Annotated in this window: 18 protein-coding genes; 13 read left to right on the top strand and 5 right to left on the bottom strand. The window is 63.3% G+C overall.

Translation table 11 applies throughout. The annotated features are described in order from the left end of the window. Positions 1–24: 24 nt before the first annotated feature. Positions 25–1014 (bottom strand): sigma-70 family RNA polymerase sigma factor, encoded by a 990-nt coding sequence (locus tag V9F06_12200; GenBank protein ID MEI2618365.1) that lies wholly within the window; start codon positions 1012–1014, stop codon positions 25–27. A 448-nt stretch (positions 1015–1462) separates the two neighbouring features. On the opposite strand from V9F06_12200, the gene V9F06_12195 reads away from it, so the two are divergent. The 5 genes from V9F06_12195 (at position 1463) to V9F06_12175 (ending at position 5324) form a co-directional block, all read left to right on the top strand. Further along, entirely contained in the window at positions 1463–2506 is a 1044-nt protein-coding gene (locus tag V9F06_12195; GenBank protein ID MEI2618364.1) for a ketopantoate reductase family protein, read from the top strand. A 192-nt stretch (positions 2507–2698) separates the two neighbouring features. Continuing rightward, positions 2699–3409, top strand: coding sequence for an energy-coupling factor ABC transporter permease (locus V9F06_12190; GenBank protein ID MEI2618363.1), 711 nt, complete (start codon positions 2699–2701; stop codon positions 3407–3409). After that, a complete protein-coding gene (locus tag V9F06_12185) occupies positions 3409–3774 on the top strand; it encodes a PDGLE domain-containing protein (protein ID MEI2618362.1) in 366 nt (121 codons plus the stop codon). The genes V9F06_12190 and V9F06_12185 overlap by 1 nt, the downstream gene beginning before the upstream one ends. Position 3775: 1 nt before the next feature. Continuing rightward, the gene (gene cbiQ, locus V9F06_12180; protein ID MEI2618361.1) at positions 3776–4564 is read left to right on the top strand and encodes a cobalt ECF transporter T component CbiQ; all 789 of its coding nucleotides are present in this window, start codon (positions 3776–3778) and stop codon (positions 4562–4564) included. Then, on the top strand, positions 4551–5324 hold the full coding sequence (locus tag V9F06_12175; protein ID MEI2618360.1) for an ABC transporter ATP-binding protein: 774 nt from the start codon (positions 4551–4553) through the stop codon (positions 5322–5324). The genes cbiQ and V9F06_12175 overlap by 14 nt, the downstream gene beginning before the upstream one ends. 5 nt (positions 5325–5329) lie before the next feature. Here V9F06_12175 and V9F06_12170 read toward each other — a convergent pair whose 3' ends face one another. Continuing rightward, entirely contained in the window at positions 5330–5881 is a 552-nt protein-coding gene (locus V9F06_12170; GenBank protein MEI2618359.1) for an arsinothricin resistance N-acetyltransferase ArsN1 family A, read from the bottom strand. A gap of 199 nt (positions 5882–6080) precedes the next feature. Between V9F06_12170 and V9F06_12165 the strand changes: the two genes are divergently transcribed. From V9F06_12165 to nhaA, 3 genes are all read left to right on the top strand, one after another. Further along, positions 6081–6716 carry a sigma-70 family RNA polymerase sigma factor gene (locus V9F06_12165; protein ID MEI2618358.1) on the top strand — a complete coding sequence of 212 codons (636 nt, stop codon included), beginning with the start codon at positions 6081–6083 and terminating at the stop codon, positions 6714–6716. Further along, positions 6709–8130, top strand: a complete 1422-nt coding sequence (locus V9F06_12160) for a hypothetical protein (GenBank protein MEI2618357.1) — start codon at positions 6709–6711, stop codon at positions 8128–8130. The genes V9F06_12165 and V9F06_12160 overlap by 8 nt, the downstream gene beginning before the upstream one ends. A gap of 152 nt (positions 8131–8282) precedes the next feature. Further along, positions 8283–9641, top strand: coding sequence for a Na+/H+ antiporter NhaA (gene nhaA, locus V9F06_12155; protein MEI2618356.1), 1359 nt, complete (start codon positions 8283–8285; stop codon positions 9639–9641). Here the strand turns inward: nhaA and V9F06_12150 are convergent. From V9F06_12150 to V9F06_12140, 3 genes are all read right to left on the bottom strand, one after another. Further along, a complete protein-coding gene (locus V9F06_12150; GenBank protein ID MEI2618355.1) occupies positions 9638–10492 on the bottom strand; it encodes a serine hydrolase in 855 nt (284 codons plus the stop codon). The two genes, nhaA and V9F06_12150, sit on opposite strands and share 4 nt — an antisense overlap. A gap of 68 nt (positions 10493–10560) precedes the next feature. Then, complete coding sequence (locus tag V9F06_12145; protein MEI2618354.1) at positions 10561–11751, bottom strand: Xaa-Pro peptidase family protein; 1191 nt, start codon at positions 11749–11751, stop codon at positions 10561–10563. Positions 11752–11777: 26 nt separating this feature from the next. Next, complete coding sequence (locus V9F06_12140) at positions 11778–12239, bottom strand: peroxiredoxin (GenBank protein MEI2618353.1); 462 nt, start codon at positions 12237–12239, stop codon at positions 11778–11780. Positions 12240–12354: 115 nt separating this feature from the next. Here V9F06_12140 and V9F06_12135 point away from each other — a divergent pair, with 115 nt between their 5' ends. The 5 genes from V9F06_12135 to treS all read left to right on the top strand — a co-directional run bounded on the left by V9F06_12135 (position 12355) and on the right by treS (position 21766). After that, the gene (locus tag V9F06_12135; GenBank protein ID MEI2618352.1) at positions 12355–13269 is read left to right on the top strand and encodes a DUF362 domain-containing protein; all 915 of its coding nucleotides are present in this window, start codon (positions 12355–12357) and stop codon (positions 13267–13269) included. 138 nt (positions 13270–13407) lie between these two features. Next, entirely contained in the window at positions 13408–13710 is a 303-nt protein-coding gene (locus tag V9F06_12130) for a hypothetical protein (GenBank protein MEI2618351.1), read from the top strand. 148 nt (positions 13711–13858) lie between these two features. Then, positions 13859–16135 (top strand): xanthine dehydrogenase family protein molybdopterin-binding subunit, encoded by a 2277-nt coding sequence (locus tag V9F06_12125; protein MEI2618350.1) that lies wholly within the window; start codon positions 13859–13861, stop codon positions 16133–16135. Positions 16136–16364: 229 nt separating this feature from the next. Then, entirely contained in the window at positions 16365–18344 is a 1980-nt protein-coding gene (locus V9F06_12120; GenBank protein ID MEI2618349.1) for an alpha-1,4-glucan--maltose-1-phosphate maltosyltransferase, read from the top strand. A gap of 47 nt (positions 18345–18391) precedes the next feature. Then, positions 18392–21766: a maltose alpha-D-glucosyltransferase gene (gene treS / locus V9F06_12115; protein MEI2618348.1), complete on the top strand. Its 3375-nt coding sequence runs from the start codon at positions 18392–18394 to the stop codon at positions 21764–21766. Positions 21767–21782 lie beyond the last annotated feature (16 nt).

Genomic DNA, 21782 nt, shown 5'->3' with positions numbered 1-21782 from the left:
GGTTGCTTTAGATTCGCTCTGCCGTCAGGCTGCGCTGGCCAGCTCGATCAGGTCGCTCTTGCGCAACTTGGCAAGCGCTTCCTTCTCGATCTGCCGAACCCGCTCGCGGCTGATGCCGTAATGCTCGGCGATCTCGGCCAGGGTCTGTGGGTGCTGGCCACCAAGCCCGAAACGGAGCATCAGGACGCCACGCTCGCGCTCGGTCAGCTGATCCAGCGACTTACGGATCTGGTCGCGGATCGCGCTCGAGACGGCCTCCTCGACGACCTGATCGCTGGCCGGATCCGGAAGCAGGTCGCCGATGGTCGACTCCCCGTCCTCGCCGATCGGCTTGTCCAGCGATGAGGTGCGCGGAATTGCCGTGCGCGCCTGAACGACCCGCTCGACCTCCAGATCGAGCTGCTTGGCAACTTCGGCGTCAGTGGCCGGGCGACCGAGCTTCTGCTCGAGCTGCGCCTCCGTCCGACGGACCTTCGAGATCAGATCATGCATGTGCACCGGGACCCGGATTGTGCGAGACAGGTTCGCGACCGCCCGGCCAATGGCCTGACGAATCCAGAACGTTGCATACGTGCTGAACCGATATCCCAGCTCCGGGTCGTAGCGCTCGACGGCCGTCATCAGGCCGATGTTGCCTTCCTGGATCAGGTCGATCAGCGGAAGCCCGCTCGAGCGGTACTTCTTGGCGATCGAGACGACCAGCCGCAGATTGTGGCGGATCAACTTCTCGCGCGCTTCGCGAGCCACCTTCAGCACCTGGTCGAGATTCTCGACCTCGATCTCCTCGCTCTGGAGGCGACGCGCTTCCAGCCCCGCGCGCACCTTGCGCGACAGGTCGATCTCCTCCTGGTGCGAGAGAAGACGGTGACCGCCGACATCGCGGAAATATCGGTAGACAGCATCGCTGGTCGCCTGGTCGATGAGCTCCGCGGACTCATCGATTACCTCGCCGACCTCGGCGTCGGCAGCTAATCGCTCCAGCTCGTACGTGTCGTAGTTTGCGCGCTCAGTCATGAGACTCCTTCTGCTCCCCGCATGTGCTAGCTTCAGTGGTTTCGGCGGCTCCCCACCACCCGCCGAAACTTCGTAAGTCTAGCAGCAATCCAATACTATGTCAACTCACTCATCGACTTTGTGAAGAATCCGACAAACCTGTCTTCTAGGATAGCTGAAGTTGCCGATTTGTAAAGCACCTGAGCGAGAAGCAAGCGCGAGTCGTGACGGATTGCGCGTTGGATCGGGCATTTTCATAGAACGTACACCCGTCCGCGGTGCTTGTCTATACCCCGATTCGCTATTCAATGTAATGCGGTGCCCGCAGGACCGTTATGCGTCGGCATGAGGGGGCGTCTCTCGGTTCGCTGTGTCTCGCCGGCCGCCAGCGGGACAGGGACGATCGCCACGGACGGCGCGTTACACTGTCGGTTGTGGCGATCTCGTCGTGAGCGAAGGAACAGTGAAGATGGATCTACGCGCAATTCCGATAACGATCGTTGGAGCGGGCGCGATCGGCGGGACGGTCGGCGCGTTTCTGACACAGGCCGGCTACGATGTAACGCTCGTCGATATCGTCCCCGAGCATGTCCGTGCGATGAACGACGGTGGCCTGCGGATCACCGGAGTCCGTGGCGACCATACCTACCCGGTCAGGGCGGCGCTCGCGAGCGACCTCCGTGGTCCGCTTGGCCCGACGATCCTCTGCGTCAAAGGACACTTCACGGCTGCCGCGATGGAGCAGATCGGACCGCTGCTGGCGCCGGATGGCTTCGTCCTCTCGCTACAGAACGGCCTGAATGAGGAAGTGATCGCCGCGGCAGTCGGCGCCGATCGCACGGTCGGCGCGTTCGTCCACTTTGGAGCCGACTACATCGAGCCGGGGCTGATTCAGCTTGGTAACGAGCAGACGATCCACATCGGCGAGCTCGACGGATCGATCACGCCGCGTATCGAAGCCTTGCGCAGCGCGCTGTCGAACGTGATGCCGATGGAGATCACAACGAACCTCTGGGGCTTCCTCTGGGGCAAGCTCGTCTATGGCGCGATGGCTTTTCTGCTCTCGACCGTCGACGCGACCGTCCCGGAGGTTATTGACAACGCCCTCGGTATGCGTCTCGCTCAGACGGCGTCAGCCGAGGCGTACCTGGTCGCCAGATCACAGGCGGACTCCCTCGAGAATATCGGAGAATTCAACCCCAATGCCTTCGCGCCCGGGCCGGGTTTCGACGCTGCCAGTCGCGCTGCCCTCCAGGAGATGGCCGACGCCATGCGCGCCTCGATCAAGCAGCATATGGGCATCTGGCGTGACCTGAAGATCAAGAAGCGCAAGACCGAAGTCGATATGCAGTCGGCCGTCATCGTCGCTAAGGGGCTCGAAGCAGGCGTCCCGACGCCGGTCAACGCCGCCGTGCTGCGGGTGATTCATGAGATCGAGGCTGGTCAGCGCGGCATGGAATGGAGCAACCTCGACGATATTGCCCGCCTGGCCGGCCTCGAGCGACCCCTGTGAGCTGCTACGACCAACACCGACGGCAACATCTGGACGAGATGCGCAGGCACGACTGGCGCAGGAACGGGTCCGTGCTCCGAACGGTCGACCTTGACAATTGCACATCGCGCCACGTAGCATATTTGCTAGATGCAAGTACTTGCACCTAGCAAGCCCCGTGATGTTTCGCCCCCATACCGTCTGGAGTGCCTGATGAGCATGCCGATGCTGCCGGTATTTATGCATGTCCCGGACGGCTTTCTCAGCGTCCCGGTCGCGTCGGTCATGTACATCGTGACAGCGATCATTGTTGGCACTGCGGTTCGGCAGACGAATCGTCACCTGAAGGAGAGCACTGCGCCGCTGATGGGGGTTCTCGCGGCGTTCATCTTCGCTGCGCAGATGATGAACTTCCCGGTGGCCGGTGGCACCAGTGGCCATCTGTTGGGTGGCGCGTTGGCTGCGATTCTGGTTGGCCCGTGGGCAGCGGTGCTGGTTATGACGACCGTCATTGGTGTGCAGGCGCTGGTATTTCAGGATGGCGGGCTGGCCGCGCTGGGCGCGAACATCTTCAACATGGGTATCCTGCCCGCCTTCGTTGGCTTTGGCATCTTCCGCGCGGTCACCGGTGTGCTGCGCTCCAGCCGGGCCGGGCTGCTTGGCGGTGCGTTTGTCAGCGCCTGGATCAGCGTCATGCTGGCGGCGCTCTTCACGTCGGCCCAACTGGCGATCTCCGGCACCTCGCCGTGGAGTATCGTCCTGCCGGCGATGCTCGGCGTCCATGTGTTGATCGGTCTTGGCGAGGGCGCTATCACGGCCGGCGCGGTGGGGCTTGTCCTGTCGGCTCGGCCCGACCTGCTCGGCGTTGCGCCACCGAGCCCGCCGGCGGAGGCATATTCGCCGTATCCCGAGGAGAGTGCCTGATGGGGAAGCGTGCTGGTTGGGCTGCGCTGATCGCGGCTGGTGTCGGGCTGGCCTTGTTCATTACCCTGTTCAGCCCGTTTGCGTCAGGTCATCCTGACGGGCTCGAACGTGTCGCGGAGGATCACGGGTTCCACCACCAGGCGAAAGGTCCCGTGTTCGAGATCATTCCCGACTATGCGGTTCCCGGCGTCAAGAACGAGCGGGTCGCGACCATTCTCTCGGGTATCATCGGTGTGTTGATCGTCGCCGCAATCGGCTTGATCGTCGGTTACAGCCTCAAGCGCGTCGCGCGTTCACGTGCTGCCTCGGGCTCTCTCCCCAGTGCCCCCGAGTCGACCACGCCTGGTCCTCCAGGAACAATCTGAGGTGGCGTCCTTTGTCCCCGGCGAACGCTATCACGACGGGGATGGGCTGCTGTATCGTGCCGATGCGCGGATCAAGATCCTCACCGTCGTGTTGTTCGCCTTCGCCGTTACCGGAGTCCCCGAGGGCCACTGGCTCGCGTTCGCGGGCTTCGGGGCGTTTGTCGCGCTGGTCATGCTCGTGAGTGGATTGCCGATGGCGCTTGTCGTCCGGCGCTCGCTGCTTGCCGCGCCATTCGTTCTCGCGGCCGTGCCGCTCATCTTCACCCGCCCCGGCAATCCGGTCGCCACACTCCCCCTGCTTGGCTGGTCGATCTCCGATAGCGGGCTGGTCGCGGTTGTCAGCATTCTGCTCAAGTCATGGCTCGCGGTGTTGATGGCAGTCGTCCTTACCTCGACAACCCGGCCGCTCGAGCTCATTCGTGGCCTCGAACGCTTGCGTGTCCCCCGCGTGCTCGCCTCGACCGTATTCTTCATGTATCGGTATCTGTTCGTCATTGGCGGCGAAGGGCAGCGGATGATGCGCGCGCGGGAATCGCGCAGCGCGCTCATGCCAGGCGTCTCGGGCGGCGGGTCTGTGGCCTGGCGCGGGCGGGTGCTCGGCAACATGGTCGGCACGCTGTTCATCCACAGCTTCGCTCGAAGCGAACGGATCTACGCGGCAATGCAGGCCCGTGGCTATGACGGAACCGTCCGCTTCATGGATGAGCCGCCGCTGACCCGCGCCGACTATCTGCTTGCGACCTGTGCGTTGGTCGCGCTCGGAGGATTGGTGCTCTATGCGCGACTCTGAATTACTGGTTGCCAGGCGCGTTGCGAACGAAGATCAGCCCGCCACAGGCGCGCCACCCGCGGTCGCGATCCGCAATCTGAGCTACGTCTACCCGAACGGCCACCCAGCGCTGCGCGACATCAGCCTGACGATTCACACTGGCGACCGCGTCGCGCTGATGGGCCCGAACGGCGCAGGCAAGTCGACGCTCCTGATGCACCTCAACGGAGTCATCCGTGGCCAGGGGGCAATCGAGATCGGCGGGCTGGCGCTTGGCGACACGACCGTGCGCCAGATCCGGGCGACCGTTGGCTTCGTCTTTCAGAACCCCGACGACCAGCTCTTCTCGCCAACGGTCTTCGACGATGTCGCGTATGGCCCGCTCTACATGGGACTGTTGAGGCAGGAGATCCAGCATCGGGTACGCGCGGCGCTCGCGTCGGTCGATATGGCTGGATTCGAGGATCGCATGCCGCATCACCTCTCGCTGGGTCAGCGCAAGCGGATCAGTCTCGCGACCGTGTTGGCCATGGATCCACGCATCCTCGTTCTCGATGAGCCGTCGGCCGGCCTGGATCCTCGTGCTCGCAAGGGACTGATCGCCCTGCTGGGCGGTCTGCCACAGACGCTAATCGCCTCGACCCACGATATGCGGCTCGTCCGTGATCTGTTCGATCGCGCCGTCATCATGCACGAGGGTCGCATTGTCGTTGACGCGCCGACCAGCGAGATCATCGACGACGAGGCGCTGCTGGATCGGTACGGGCTCGAGCTCCCCTGACGCGGTTACGCTGGTTGATTGGCCGGGATCAATCGCTCGATGATTACGACATCGATCCACCGGCCGTCGAGCTGCGCATGCTTCTCATACATTCCGACCTCGCGGAAGCCGCAGGCGGCGCACAATCGCCGGCTGCCTGAGTTGGCCGGAAAGACGCGCGACAGAAGCTTCCAGAACCCCATCTGCTCGGCGGCGTCGATCAGCGCTGGCAGCAGGACACGGCCAACCCCCTGTCCGCGCCATCGTTCGTCGATATAGATCGAGAACTCACCGATCCCGGCGTAGCATTCGCGCGGCCGGTAGGTGGAGACACTGGCCCAGCCGGCCACCTCGTCGTCGATCGTTGCGACAAGAAACGGATACCGACCCCGACCAGCCGCGAGCGTGCGAAGAATGTCGTCCGCCGTTCGAGGCGTTGTCTCGAATGTCGCCATCCGGCCGGCGATTCCCTGATTGTAGATTCTGGCGATCGCGTTGACGTCGGTATCTGTCGCCGCGCGGGTCAGCGCTCGCGTCCGTGCGTGCTCATCCATCAGCTTCTGACCGTCCGTTTTCACTATTCCTGACGTGATCCTCGGTCACCTTAGAATGATAGGGTTCCGACTATATGACGTCATGCGCGTTCAGGTGGGATTCAGATTCGTATCGTTCAATACAGGGTGACGTGTCTCATGCTGCATGAAGGATGGAATCGGTGGTAGGTGTAACCTCCGGCGTGAAGTCGGATTGTGCTGTCGTGAAGGGTGCGCCCGAGCGTTGACGGGTAACGACGACCCGGACGGTCAGAAGATCGGCATTCGCCGGGCGCAGTCGCTCGAAGCGACTGGTGAACGTGATGTCTCAGAGGTCGAGCTCGAAGGAGCGTTGGTCGCGGCCGCGAAGCGCGACCCGCGTGAGTTCGGGGCGCTCTACGAACGCTACGTCGATCGGATCTATCGCTACGCCTATCGGCGGGTGGGGACCCATCACGAAGCGGAGGACATTACGGCCCAGACGTTTCAGCAGGCTCTGCAGGCTCTTCCTGGTTACGAGTGGCGGGGGCTGCCGTTTGGCGCCTGGCTCTTCCGGATCGCCGGCAACATCATCAACCGGCGCGGACGAACGGGAGGCCGTGAGGTGCTGGTCGAGGACGTCACCGTGTTCAGTAGTTACGAGGAATCGGATGACGACCCGGCCGACCAGGTCTGGCGCTCTGAGCAGGCAGAGGAGCTCGCGGTCATGATCAGCAAGCTCCCCCCAGATCAGCAGCGCGTTCTCGTTCTCAAATTCTCGCACGGCATGAAGAATCGAGAGATCGGTGACTTGATGGGCCGCTCCGAGGGGGCAATCAAGCAGCTCGTCCACCGCGCGCTGGTCGCGTTGCGGGCAACTGTAGGGCATCATCATGTCTGAGCAGCCGATCGGATTCGATCCGCACCAGGCGGATCAGCTCGACCAGGCGATCGATCAGATTATTGCCAGTGGGGCGTCGTCGGCCTCTGGGGACACGCAGCTCGACTCACTCGTCGCGCTCGCCGCATTGCTCCAGCACGATCTGCCTCGCGATCTCCCCGACCCGGCATTCCGCTCGCGTCTGAAGGCTGAGCTCATCGATCGGCCTGTCCAAATCTCGCCCGTGCCGAAGCCGCATCCATGGTTCTCCCGGAATCTGCGTGTCTACGGCTCGGTCGCGGCGATCCTCGTCCTTGCGCTTGTCGCCGGCATGGTGGCGTTCTGGCCGGATCGCCAGGCGTCACCGTCTGTCGCCATTGGCGTGAAGTCGGTGGAAACGGCATCCGCTCGGGCTCAACAACCAGCCGGGGGCGCGACCGAGACTGGCCCTGTCGTTGCCGCCAACCAGACCGCTGACGCGGAGACGGCGACGATTGCAGTCTTCTCATCGACAGAGACACCTGTGCCGGGGGGAAGTGAGACAACCCCGCAGCCAACTCGACCGTCCGCGCCTGAACGCGCGACCGCATTTCTGGCGATTCTGCCTGGCGTGAACGCGACCACGGTCGAGCAGGGGCCAGCGCCAGCTACCGAGGGAGGCGGGCCGGGTCCAACCGGCGGCGTCACCTACGTGATGAACGCGACGGCCACCGCGTTGGCGGCGTCCGCCATCGTCTACCATCTCTCACCGCCTTCCGAGGATCCGGTCACGTTCTGTCGCGAGGTCGCCCGAAAGGCCGGCATCCCGGCCGACGATGTTCGCGCAACGGATCTGTCCGGCCGCGTCGAGGTACTTGCCGGCGTTCCTGGCGCCAGCGTGCTCTACTGGCGTCCTGCCGCAGGTGTCTTTCAGCTCTCCAGCAATACCGCGCCGGGCGGAGGCGTGCTATCGCCGACCCTGCTCGGCGATAGCGCGCGCAGTTGGCTCGCGGACATCGGTTATCCCGTCTCGGCGTTGGGCGAGTCGTCCGTTGCGGAACGCGATGGTCTCTGGCAAGTCGCTTTTCCGCTTGCCGGCGTGCCCGTTCCCGACCTCGGCTATCCGCTCGGAGTCACGGTGATGTTGCAACGAGACGGCACAGTCGCTGAAGCATATGGTTACTGGTTGACGATCGACTACGAAGAGTCGGTCGACCTGCGCAGTGTTACTGACGCCTGGCAGATGGTGACCCACGGCGACGGATACTGGCGCGACGGCGGGTTGTCGGCCGGCGGCGGCGAGTTCCGCGCCGAGTCGGTCCACCTCGGCGCGATCCTGACCGACGCCGGCAAAGACCTTGTCTTGCAGCCGGTGATCGAGTTCGCCGGCGTGTTCACTGCCAGCGACGGAACGACCGCGCCGATCAAGGTATACGCCCAGGCGGCTGCTGAGTAGTCGAGTAGTTGCTCTGGTTGACTGGCAAGTCGCTGCCGCGCTAGGATTTCTCTGTTCGCCAGACCGACGCTCTGTGCGGTTGATCCTCGCGGTGGGTCACGCCCCGATCCTCCCGGTTAACCACGTCGACCAACGGAAGGGACGCTCGTTCGATGCGCGATGTCGCTCGCCAATTCGACGTGACCGCGTCGGCCACGCCGCGTATCGATCGCGTCCTTGCCCCATTTCGCGCCTTTACCGGCACGGCTGCGGCAGGCGGAATTCTGCTTTTTGTTGCTACCGTCGTCGCGCTGATTTGGGCGAACTCCCCGTGGCGTGATTCATATGCCGATCTCTGGGCGACGAAGCTATCGATCCAGGTTGGTGGCTATGGATTGGAAAAGACGCTAACCCACTGGATCAATGACGGCCTGATGGTCGTCTTCTTCTTCGTTGTCGGACTCGAGATCAAGCGTGAGATCCTCGTCGGCGAGCTCGCGTCGCCACAGCAGGCAGCATTTCCGATCGTCGCGGCAGCCGGAGGCGCAATAGTCCCTGCCGCAATATATCTCGCATTCAATATTGGCACGGATGCCTCCCGTGGCTGGGGTGTGCCAATGGCGACAGATATCGCCTTTGCGCTCGGTGTCCTCGCTGTACTCGGTAGTCGTGTCCCGATCGGCTTGAAAGTCTTCGTGACCGCGCTTGCCATTGTCGATGATCTGATCGCAGTGCTTGTCATCGCAGTCGCCTATACCGAGGCAGTAGCTTGGGATTATCTTATCGGCGGACTGGTGATTCTCGGCCTTGCGTTCGTGCTTAACTGGCTGCACGTCATTCGGCCGATAGCCTATCTCATTGTCGGCGTCATCGTCTGGCTGGCATTCGTGAAATCCGGCGTCCACGCGACGATTGCTGGTGTGCTGATGGCGCTGGCGATCCCCGCGCGGACGCGGATCAACACGGGGGAGTTTCTCGGTCGTGGCCGTGCGCTGCTCGCTGACTTCGAAGCGGCTGCTGCGCCCGGCGCGCACATCTTAACCAACAAGGATCACCAGGCAGCACTCTACGAGATGGAGACGACCGCGGACCTGGTCCAGTCGCCGATGCAACGGCTGGAACACGCGCTACATCCGTGGGTCGCGTTTCTGATCGTGCCACTGTTCGCGCTAGCGAATAGTGGCATCGCCCTTGGAGCGGAACTCGGTCACACTCTGACGAGCCCGATTGCTCTTGGAATCATCCTCGGTCTCGTCATTGGGAAGCAGATCGGCGTCACCCTGACTGTGTTAGGGATGACACGCTTCGGCTTTGCGTCACTCCCGGATGGGGTCACGTTTCGACAGATTTATGCTGTCAGCTGGATTGCTGGCATCGGTTTCACAATGTCGCTCTTTGTTGCCGAACTGGCGTTTCTCAACAATAGTGACCTGGCGGCTGCCAAGGCCGCCATTCTTGTTGCGTCTCTGATTGCGGGCACGGCCGGCTACGTCCTCCTGCGGCTCGCTTTCCGCCTGGATGTGACCGACTAGGGCACATCCATCGTTCCACCCCAGGCGTCGAAGATCAGTCGCGAGATGCGTCCATTCACGATCGCGCCCGGGTGCTCTGGCCCGAACCCCATGTCCGGGTGATGCTCGGTCATCAGACAGAGAACATATCGCGGGACGCCGGAGATCTCGATGATTCCGGCGTCCACTCGCACCGCGCCGTTCGAGTCCGTCATGAAACCGCTCTTCGATCGCACGACGATCGGCCCCTCGTGTGCCGCTCCGACCCGCTGATACTGGTTGTAGGGCAGGTAACGACCGATCTGGTCGTGATACTGCTGGGTGACAAGGATGTCGCGGACGGTCGCGGATGCGGCCGGTGAGACGAGCGCATCGGTCGCGATCAGCTGCAGCAGGTGAACGATGTCTCGTGGCGTGCTGGCCGCGTAGTCGCGCGCGTCGCCGTCGGGCGCGCGGTCGATCGGCAACGTGGTCGCGGTCATGCCCCATTCCTGGCCGGCCTGCTCGATTCGCGCTCGACCGGCCAGCCGGACGAGCGCCATCGTCGAGGTGTTGTCCGAGAGCGCGATCATCAGGGTTGCGTGGTCGCGGATCGTCAGGAGCGTGGCCGGCGAAAGGTCTTTCAGAATGCCCGACCCACCCGACTGATCCTCGGAGATCATCGGTAGTGGGTCATCCAGCGCAAACTGCCCGGCCTCAGCTTGACGGATGACTTCGGCCAGCACCAGCAGCTTGATCGTCGAGGCGGTTGGCATCACCGAGTCGGCACGAAATCCGACCTCCTCGCCTGTCAGCAAGTTCTGCGCGAAGAATGCGGCATCGCCGTCGAACGCATCGATCAGTGCTCGGGCATCCCTCTCGATATCGGTCACGATGGTTCTCTTCCTCCGCTGGTTCGTCTGGTGTCGCCCCCTGTGCAGACGGCGACACCAGAGACAGGTCAGACCTTGATCGTCAGGCTCTCCAGGTCACGCGGATAGAACGTCAGCATTTCGATGCCGGTCTCTGTGACAGCGACTGTGTCTGAGTGGCGGAAGCCGCCGAGCCCCGGCACGTAGACGCCCGGCTCGACAGTGAAGACCATCCCGACCTCGATGATCCGGTCATCGCCGACGTCGAGGAAGGGCGCTTCGTGGATGAGCTGCGACTTGGCGTGGCCGGTGTGGTGCCGCCAGGTATCGAGCAAGTCGTGCTCTCGGAAATAGCGCATGACCTCGTGGTCCACCGCGGAGCAGGAGACGCCAGGCTTGATCGCGTCCATCGCCAGCGTCTGGAGCGCGAACATGTGGTTGAAGTACTTCTCCTGCTCCTTGTTCGGCTCGCCCATGACCATCGTCCGCTCGAGCTCGCTGCCGTAGCCCCAGACCGCCGCGCCAGCGCCGGTCACCAGAATGTCGCCCTCCTGCAGCTTGACGTTGCTTGAGATGGCATGCGGCAGCGCGGAATCCTTGCCGACCTGGCCGCGGAACCCGGCGCTGGCCGGCAGTCCCATTGTCATCGGACGGTACTCCGAACCGAGCTCCTGCATCATCTCCAGGCTCGCCCTGAGGGACGCGCGAAGCGAGATATCGGTCTCGCCGACGCCGACCTCGGAGAAATCCTGGAGGTACTGGTGCGCGAGATTGCCCCACTTGCAGCTCTCGCGGATGAGGTTGAGCTCCGCCTCGGTGTTGATCATTTGCATGTATTCGATATCGTCGTTGACGCTCGTGATGGTCGCGTCCGGCAGCAGATCACTGACCTTCGGCCCGCGATATCCGTAGACCTGCCCGTAGCCGTCGGAGTCGACGCCGATCCCCGCGTTGCCGAGTCCCATATCGATCAGGATGTCCTTGAGGAATTCGAGCGGATGCCGTTCGCCAGGATACTCCGGGTATGGCACGATCGAGTCGGCGATCGCGTACTCGGCGGCGTGCTCGCGCTCCAGCATGGGGATCAGCAGCTCCGAACGGTTGGCGGTCAGGACGTAGGCCATCGGCCGCTCAGTCTGAATGAAGCTGAACCGGCTGAAGTAGCCAACCTTGTTGGGATTGAACAGGACCAGCCCCGTCATCCCCCGTTCGCCGATCGTCTCGAGGATCTTCTTGCGACGGGCAGCATATTCACTGTCGGGAAGTCGGATGTGCGCCATGGCGTTCCTCCATCTCTGCCGGCCTGCTACGCGAGGTCCAGCGCGCTGCACAGCGCGCCAACACTCTGAAACGAACCCATCTCAGCCGTCTGTACGTCACGGATGATTCCTTGTTCGTCGATGACGAACGTCACCCGCTTCGCCGTGCCGCGCTCCTCGTTGTAGACGCCATAGGCCATCGCCACCGTGCCCTTGGGATGGAAGTCCGACAGCAGCGGGATGGTGATTCCCCGGCTCTCTTTCCACGCCCTGTGGCTCCAGGTGTTGTCTACCGAGATGCCGAAGACAGTCCCTCCGTGCGCCCCGAACTCGGCGGCGTCCTTTGTGTAGGCCTCCATCTGGTTCTGGCAGCCGGGGCTGAAGTCCGCGGGGTAGAAGGCCAGCACCACCTTGTGGCCACGCATCTCCGACAGCGTCACCTTCTGGCCATCGTCGGCTGGGAGTGTAAAGTCGGGCGCTGGCGCGCCTGTTGCCAGTAGCTCGCTCATTGGGGGTATCCTCTCGCTCATCGCCGGGTTGTCGTCTGCCCCGGTCGAACTTGCTCGGTATCGTGCGTCTGGTTGATGTTCTGGTCAAGATCATGGCGCTGCTGGGAGACAATGGATGACCGCACATCACGTCGCGCTGGCAGGTGTTGCGTCTGACGTCGACTCGGCGTTGCGACGTGTGCTTGATCTGCTAGAGGCCGCCGGTGAACCCGCGCTGGCCAGACGCGCCGGCCGGTTGGTGACAATCAAGCCCAACCTCACTGCGCCGCGCGAGTCGGGCAGTGGCGTTGTCACCGATGTCGCCGTTGTCGAAGCATTCGTGAAACTGCTGCGCGAACGCGCGCCCGATGTCGAGCGGGTCGTCGTCGCCGACGGCCCCGGAATGATCGATGCTGACCGCTGCTTCTTGGCCGCCGGATACAACCGGCTGGTTGCTGAGCTCGGCGTCGAGCTGCTGGACCTCAATCTCGCGCCAACCCGATCGGTGGATGTCCCGAACTGGCTACGTTACGCGACACTGGAGATCCCCGAGGTCGTCCTCGATGCCGACCTGTTCGTGTCGATCACACCGGTCAAGACGCATACCGATGGCTTGTACACACTGAACGCCAAGAATATGTTCGGCGTCCCGCCGACTCGCTTCTACGGCCGGCCGCGTCGCGCGTTCCATCGGGCCGGCGTGCCTGAGGTTGTCTACGACATCTGTCGCGCCCGGCCGATCGATCTCGCGATCATCGATGGGTTGGCTGGCCTTCAGATGGGCGATCCGATCGACGGTGAGCGCGTCGAGCAGGGCCTCGTTGCTGCGGGCTGGAACGCGCTCGCCGTCGATGTCGTGGGGTGTGCGCTCATCGGCGTCGACCCAGTCGAATCCCGCTACCTTGCCTATCTCCGCGCGGCCGGCCTCGGCCCGATCGCGCTCGATGATGTGTCGGTGCACGGAGACCCGGTCGCTGGCCTCGCTCGTCGATTCGCAACCCCCGATGCCGGCACTCTCGCCGCACATAGCCAGCGATCCTCGGCGCATTGAGAGGAATCCGGGTGTCGCTCGCCGTTCCGGCAATCACGCTACCTCGGCGGCGTGAACTATGGGCGCGTTCCTTGCGCTGACCACTCCGAAAACGTCGTGTTCGTGGAAGTCCGAGCGACGTCGAGAGGAGAAGGCGCTATGCATGCTCACATTGGGATCTGGAAGCTGAACGACGCGGGCGCGTCATCGAGTGACACGATGGCGCGCGAGATCGGCGAGTTCCTGCGGCAACAGGGTGGCTTCCACTCCTACACGCTCGTCCGCACCGACGAGCAAGAGGTTGTCGCGGTCACCGTGTTCGAAACGGCTGCGCAGCTGCACGACGCGCTCAGCGAGCTCGATGGCTTGATCCGCCTCAACTTGCGTCACCTCAGCGACGGCGCGCCGCATCGGTTCGCCGGCGAAGTCGTCTATGATCTCAATCACGTTGAGCCGGATTGACCCGGTAACCATCGATCGTGTGCCGGATCGCCACTTGACGACGGAGCCCAGTTGACGTGAAGATGTCGCGCTGCCACCCGGCGTTTCGACGTATGGTTGCTGCGGCACGGGGCGTCGCCATATTTCGGCACAAGGAGCGCGGAGGACCATGACTGCGACAGCAGATCCCGTCATCATTGGGAAACCACAGAAGCGCATCGAAGGGGACAAGAAGGTCACCGGCGCTACTCGCTACGTCGACGACCTCCAGTTGCACGGGATGCTCCATGGGCGTCTGGTGACGAGTATTTATCCGCATGCGGAGATTGGCGAGATCGACACGACCGCGGCGCTCGCCGTCCCCGGTGTCGTCGCCGTCTACACGGGCCGCGATGTCCACCCGGAAGGGGCCGAGCCGGCCGATCGCAACCACCATCTGCTCGCCCGTGATAAGGCGCTCTACTACGGACAACCCCTCGCCATCGTCCTGGCGACGACGGAGGTTGCCGCCGCGGAGGGCGCCGAGCTGGTGGAAGTCGACTACACGCCGCTTGACGCCGCTGTCGACCCATTGCTGGCGATGGAGCATGGCGCGCCGGTGATCCGGAGCAAGAGCGCGGTTGGCGATGGCGCCGAGATGCAGATGCACGCGACCGTCTCTGGCGGCGATGCCCTCGACATCTCGCGGATGCCGGACAACATTACGAACGCCGCGCGGTTCTTGCGTGGTGATGTGGACGTCGCGCTGGCGAGCGCCGATGTCGTCGTCGAGCGCCGTTATGTCACCCACTGGGTTCATCAGTCCTACATGGAGCCACACGCCACCGTCGCCGTGCCGGATCCGCTCGGCAACCTGACGATCTACACCTCGACCCAGGGCCAGTTCTACACGCGCGACACGACGGCTGAAGTCCTCGGACTCCCGCAGAATCAGGTAAAAGTCGTCGGCATGGAGGTCGGCGGTGGGTTTGGCGGCAAGGTCGTCATGCTCGAGCCGCTGGCCGGCTGGTTGGCGCTGCGCCGGCAAGCGCCGGTCAAGATCACGATGACCCGTTCCGAAGAGCTGTCGATGGCGAACCCGGCCCCCGGCTCGGTCACCGACATCACGATTGGCGGTACGAAGGACGGCGCTATCACCGCCCTCCGGGCGCGGATGGTGTTCGACTCGGGCTGCTACCCTGGCACCCCGGTGACGATTGCCACGATGACCCTCGGCGGCTATTACCGGATTGGCTCGCTCGAGCTCGTTGGCTATGAGGTTCTCACCAACAAGCCGGGCAATGGCGCCTATCGGGCGCCCGGCGCTCCGCAGGCGACCTTCGCGATCGAGCAGGCGGTCGACGAGCTGGCGACGAAGCTGGGCTGGGACCCACTCGAGTTCCGGCTGCGTAACTGTTCGGTCGAAGGCGATCTCCAGCCAAACGGCGTGCCATGGCCGCGGATCGGGATCAAGGAGATCCTCGAGACGATTCGCGAACATCCCGCCTGGCGAGATCGGCCGACCGGACCGAACACCGGCGTTGGCGTCGCTATCGGTGGCTGGCCGGGTGGGGTCGAGCCCTGCGCGGCGAACATCCGCGTGAACACCGACGGCTCGCTCGTCGTTCAGCTCGGCTCGAGCGATATCACCGGCACGAACACCGTCATGGCAATGCTCGCCGCCGAGACCTTCGGCATCGGCATCGAGAAGGTGCGGATCGAGTCTGCCGATACGGGCTCCGCTCCCTACGCCGGCATGAGTGGTGGCTCGAAGGTGACCTATACACTCGGGCCGGCGGTCATCCGCGCGGCCGCTGAAGCTCGTCGCCAGATTCTCGAGATCGCTGGTAGCGAGCTGGAAGCGTCAACGGATGATCTGGAGATGGTCGAAGGCAAGGTTCGAGTCAAGGGCGCGCCGGACAAGGAGATGTCGGTCGCCTCGATCGCGCAGAAGAGCATGACCTTCGGTAGCAAGTACGAGCCGGTCTATGGCATCGGCAAGTCGGCCCAACTCGACCGCGCCCCCGGATTCTCCGGCCAGGTTGCTCAGGTGTCGATTGACCCGGACACCGGCAAGGTCTCCATCGATCGCTACCTGACTGTCCAGGATGTCGGGCGGGCGCTGAACCCGGCAATGGTCGAGGGCCAGATGATCGGCGGCACCGCCCAGGCAATCGGATTTGCCCTCTACGAAGGCATCGAGTACGACGAGGATGGGCAGCTCATCTCGTCGACGCTGATGGACTATGCCGTCCCGTCCTCAATCCAGATCCCGCCGATCGAGACCATCATTCTCGAGATCCCGGCGCGCTCCGGCCCTTATGGCGCGAAGGGGATCGGCGAACCGCCGATCATTCCCGGACCGGCGACCATTGCCAACGCGCTATCGAACGCTGCCGACGGAGCGCGCTTTACGGAGATCCCCTTCACTCCCGAACGTGTCGTCAAAGGCATGCACGGCGAGTAACACGAGGTCTGTCATTCGGAGGCTCGATACATCCCATCGGGCCTCCATCCCCTTCCTGATTACCCGGGTCCCCCCGCTGCATCGCCTCAGTTGCGACCTGCGCTCCGGCTGATCTCCGCCACGCCAGAAGGCCGGGCGCCGACCGTCGGCACGCCGCGTGCGCGGTCTGCCGTGGAAATGGGCATACTCAGGACGCGGAGCAATCCATCCGCGCGATCGGGAGGGAAGCATGGCCGACGGGCGTTGCCGGGTGGTGATCGAGGGTGTGTCGCCGGAGATCGACTGTGGCCGGTTCGCGATCAAGCGCGTCACCGGTGAACAGGTCGTTGTTGAGGCGGATATCTACGCCGATGGCCACGATGAAGTGACCGCTGTCCTCTGCTATCGACGAGGTGGCGAAGCGAGCTGGGTCGAGGTCGAGATGGAGTCGCTGGTAAACGATCGCTGGCGTGCCTCGTTTCCAGTCACCGACCTCGGCGTCTACGAATACACGATCGTCGCCTGGGTAGATCGGTTCCGCACGTGGGAGCACGACCTCGAGAAGCGCGTCAGCGCCGGTCAGGATGTGGCGGTCGACCTGCGGATCGGCGCGGAGCTCATCAGGGCGGCGGCGACCCGCGCGCGACGCACGGACGCCGCGGCGCTACGCCGGATCGCGAAGCAGCTCGACAAGAACGCAGCCGGCGCGCTCGATGCCGCGCTCGCGCCCGAGCTCGGCGAGCTGATGTGGCGCTACTCACCGCGAGATCATGCCGTGTCCTACGAGCGGGCACTGCCTGTTCGGGTCGATCCGCTACAGGCACGATTCAGCGCCTGGTATGAGCTCTTTCCGCGCTCGACCTCACCCGAGACCGGCCGACACGGCACGTTGCGTGATGTCGAACAATTGCTGCCCTACGTCTCCGAGCTTGGCTTCGATGTCCTCTACTTGCCGCCGATCCACCCGATCGGCCTGCAGTTCCGCAAAGGTCGTAACAACGCCACTGAGCCAGCCGCCGATGACCCCGGCAGCCCGTGGGCGATTGGTGGCCCCAAAGGGGGCCATAAGGCTGTCAACCCCGAGCTTGGCACGCTCCAGGATGTCCGCCACCTCGCCGCTGCGGCCAGAGATCGCGGGATATCGCTGGCGCTCGACATTGCCTTTCAGGCGTCGCCCGACCACCCCTACGTGACCAGTAACCCGGATTGGTTCCGAGCCCGACCGGATGGCACGATCCAGTACGCCGAAAACCCACCGAAGAAATATCAGGACATCTATCCGTTCGATTTTGCATCGGACGACTGGGAACCGCTCTGGGACGAGCTCACCGATATCGTCCGTCACTGGTGCAAGCACGGGGTTCGCGTCTTCCGGGTCGACAACCCCCATACCAAGCCGTTCGCCTTCTGGGAGCATCTGATTGGCACGATCAAGGGCGAGTATCCAGAGGCGATCTTCCTCTCCGAGGCGTTCACCCGGCCGAAGGTGATGGCGCGATTGGCGAAGGTCGGCTTCACTCAGTCCTACACCTACTTCACCTGGCGCAACACCGGCGAGGAGCTGCGGGAGTATCTCACCGAGCTGACCACGACCGAGCTTCAGGAGTACTTCCGGCCGAACTTCTGGCCGAACACGCCCGATATCCTGCCCGAGCACCTGCAATTCGGCGGCCGGCCGATGTTCATCGCTCGGCTTGTCCTCGCGGCGACGTTGTCCTCGAACTACGGGATCTACGGGCCGGCCTTCGAGCTGCAGGAGCATCTCCCGTTAGCGCCTGGTCGCGAGGAATACCTCGATTCGGAGAAGTACGAGATCCGGCACTGGGACCTGGAGCAACCCGACAGCCTTCGATCGGTAATCACGGCAGTCAATCAGATCCGTCAGGCACATCCGGCACTGCAGCGCAACGACACGATCCAGTTCCACCCGACTGACAACGACCAGCTCATCGCCTACACCAAGCGCGACGATGCCTCTGGCGACACGATCCTCACCGTCGTCAACCTGGACCCGCATTACACTCAGTCCGGCTGGGTGGATCTCCAGATCCACGAGCTCGGAATCGACCCACACGAGGCCTTTCAGGTTCACGACCTGCTTGGCGGCGGCCAGTACTTGTGGAGCGGCTACCGCAATTTCGTTCAGCTCGATCCTCAGACGATGCCGGCGCACATCTTTCATGTGCGCCGGCACGTCCGCACCGAGCAGGACTTTGACTACTTCAGATAGGCCGGCAGCGTCGCTCGACGCGCAGACGAAAGGATCGTTCCTGCGGTATGGCAGTGAAGCGAACGCGGCACGTCGAGCAGTATCCTGAGGAAAACCCGCTCTGGTACAAGGACGCCATCATCTATCAGGCCCATGTACGGGCGTTTCGCGACTCCGATGGGGATGGCATCGGCGACTTTCCCGGGCTGATCGAGAAGCTCGATTATCTCCAGGATCTTGGTGTCACCGCGATCTGGATTCTGCCGTTCTACCCCTCTCCACTTCGAGACGATGGGTACGACATCGCCGACTACACCGATGTGAATCCGATCTACGGCACGCTCCGTGATGCCCGCGCGTTCGTGCGCGAGGCCCATGCGCGCGGTCTTCGCGTCATCACCGAGCTCGTCTTCAATCACACATCCGATCAGCATGCCTGGTTCCAGCGCGCCCGCGCGGCGAAGCCCGGCACGCCCGCGCGCGACTTCTACGTCTGGAGCGACACCGGCAGCGAATATGCGGACGCCCGAATCATCTTCAAGGACTTCGAGGTTTCCAACTGGACCTGGGATCGTGTCGCCGGCGCCTATTACTGGCACCGCTTCTATTCAAGCCAGCCCGACCTCAACTTCGATAACCCCAGGGTCCACGACGCGCTGTTCAAGGCCATGAGCTTCTGGCTGGATGCCGGGGTAGATGGCGTCCGCCTCGACGCCATCCCCTACCTTTACGAACGCGAGGGGACGGATTGCGAGAATCTGCCCGAAACGCACCAGTTCCTCAAGAAGGTGCGCGCGTTTGTCGACATGAACTACCGCGACCGGATGCTGTTGGCGGAGGCCAACCAGTGGCCAGAGGATACAGTCGAGTACTTCGGGGATGGCGACGAGTGCCACATGGCGTTCAACTTCCCCGTAATGCCCCGGCTCTACATGGCGCTGCGCATGGAGGATCGCTATCCGATTATCGACATCCTCGATCAGACTCCGCCGATCCCCGCGACGTGCCAGTGGGCGATGTTTCTGCGCAACCACGATGAGCTGACCCTCGAGATGGTCACCGACGAGGAACGCGACTACATGTATCGTGCCTATGCCCAGGACCCTCAGGCACGAATCAATCTCGGTATTCGCCGTCGCCTTGCTCCGCTGGTCAACAACAATCGTCGCCGGATCGAGCTGTTGAACGGGCTGCTCTTCTCGCTCCCCGGAACCCCCACGATCTACTACGGCGATGAGATCGGCATGGGCGACAACATCTTCCTCGGAGACCGTAACGGCGTCCGCACACCCATGCAGTGGACGGGTGACCGCAACGCCGGCTTCTCGGACGCCAACTCGCAGCGACTGTTCTTGCCGGTTATCACCGACCCCGAGTACCACTACTCAACCGTCAACGTTGAGACGCAGCAAGCCAACCCGCAGTCTCTGCTCTGGTGGATGAAACGCCTCATCGCGCTGCGAAAGCGTTACCAGGCCTTCGGGCGTGGCGCCATTGAGTTCCTGCATCCGGAAAACCGCAAGGTTCTCTGCTTTGTCCGGAAGCATGGGACGGAGTCGATCCTTGTCGTCGCGAACCTGTCGCGCTTCGTGCAGGCGGTCGAGCTGGATTTGTCGGAATACCGAGGCATGGCGCCGGTCGAAATGTTCGGGCGCAACGAGTTCCCGCAGATCGGCGACCTGCCATATTTCGTTACCCTCGGGCCTCATTCGTTCTACTGGTTCTCACTCGAGCCGCAGCGCGTCAGTGGCGAGCGGCTTGCCGGGGGCAGCGATATCGCCGCCGTTCCGACGCTCACGGTCAGCGGTGGTTGGCCGAACATCTTCTCCGGCCGATACCAGGACCGGCTCACCAGTCTGTTGCCGGAATATCTCCAGACACGCCGCTGGTTTGCTGGCAAGGCCCGTGGCGTTCGCACAGTGACGATCGCGGACCGGCTGACCGTCCCCTACGATGACTCGGCCGCACAGCTCGCGATGTTGCGAGTGGACTATGCCGACGGTGAGCCGGACATCTACGCCCTGCCCATCTCGTTCGCCACCGGCGAGCGCGCCGAGAATCTGATCAACTACCAGCCACATGCCGTCCTCGCCCGGCTTGTGACCGGTGACGGCGATGGCGTTATCTACGACGCGATCTGGGACCCGGGCTTCGGCCAGGCATTGGCTCGCCTGATCGCCCGCAAAGGCAGGATCCGTGGCGACCGCGGGATCCTGACGACGGTGACGACGCGAGCATTTCGCTCGATCTATGACCATACCGACGAGCTGCCGGAGGCCACCAACATCCGCGGCGAGCAGAGTAACAGTTCGGTGACATTCGGCGACCGTCTCATTCTCAAGCTCATCCGGCGTCTCGCCCCGGGCGTCAACCCCGACCTCGAAGTCGGACGCGCGTTGACCGAACGCACCACCTTTGCGCACACTGCGCCGGTCGCCGGGGCGCTTGAGTATCGGCTTCCGGGTAGCGAGCCAATGACTCTCGGCATCCTCCAGGGATACGTTCAGAACGAAGGAGATGCCTGGACACACACGCTCGACGTCGTGGGCGACTTCTACGAGCGGATGCTGGCCGACGGGCCGGAGATTGACGCGCCGCCGCCGACGACCAGTCAGATCCTTGTCGATGCCGTCGCTGATACGCCCGGGCAGGCGCCCGAGCTGATCGGCAGCTATCTGGCCGATGCGCACCTGCTGGGCCAGCGGACTGCCGAGATGCATCTGGCGCTTGCTTCGCTCGGCGACGAGCCAGCGTTCGCATCCGAGGCCTTCAGCGTCATGGGGCAGCGATCGCTCTATCAGTCAATACGCAGCTCGGTCAATCTCGTCTTTCAGACCATGCGTAGACAGCGAAATAGCCTGCCGGCGGATCTGACGGACGACATCGGCCGGCTGATCGAGCTTCAGCCCGCCCTGCTTTCGCGGTGTCGCGGCGTCATCGACCAGCGAGTCACGGCGCAGCGCATCCGTATCCACGGCGACTACCACCTCGGACAGGTGCTCTTTACCGGCAAGGACTTTACGATTATCGACTTCGAAGGAGAGCCTGCGCGCCCGCTGACCGAGCGACGGATGAAGCGCTCTCCACTCCGCGACGTAGCTGGCATGCTGCGCTCGTTCGACTACGCTGCATGGTCGGCACTGTTCACCCTTCAGGAGAGCGGCTTGATCGCTCGGGACGATCCGATCGGCGTTGCCTGGTCGCGATTCTGGTATCGCTGGGTTGCCGCCGCCTTCATGGCTGGCTATCTGGAGGCCGCTGGTGACGCGCCATTCCTGCCGCGCGACTCCTCGGATCTCGCGCTCTTGCTGGACATCTTCCTGTTGGACAAGGCTGTCTACGAGCTGGGCTACGAGCTCAATAATCGCCCTGGCTGGGTCCGCATTCCGCTCTCGGGCTTGCTCGGCCAGTTGGCGCCCGCGATGGTGGAAACGCGAGCCTGAGGCAGGGCGGAGGGGA

This window comes from Thermomicrobiales bacterium, assembly GCA_037045155.1.
In the GTDB taxonomy this organism is placed as follows: domain Bacteria; phylum Chloroflexota; class Chloroflexia; order Thermomicrobiales; family CFX8; genus JAMLIA01.
The sequence above is the reverse complement of the archived record's forward strand: the minus strand, read 5'-3'. Positions and strand labels throughout refer to the sequence as shown.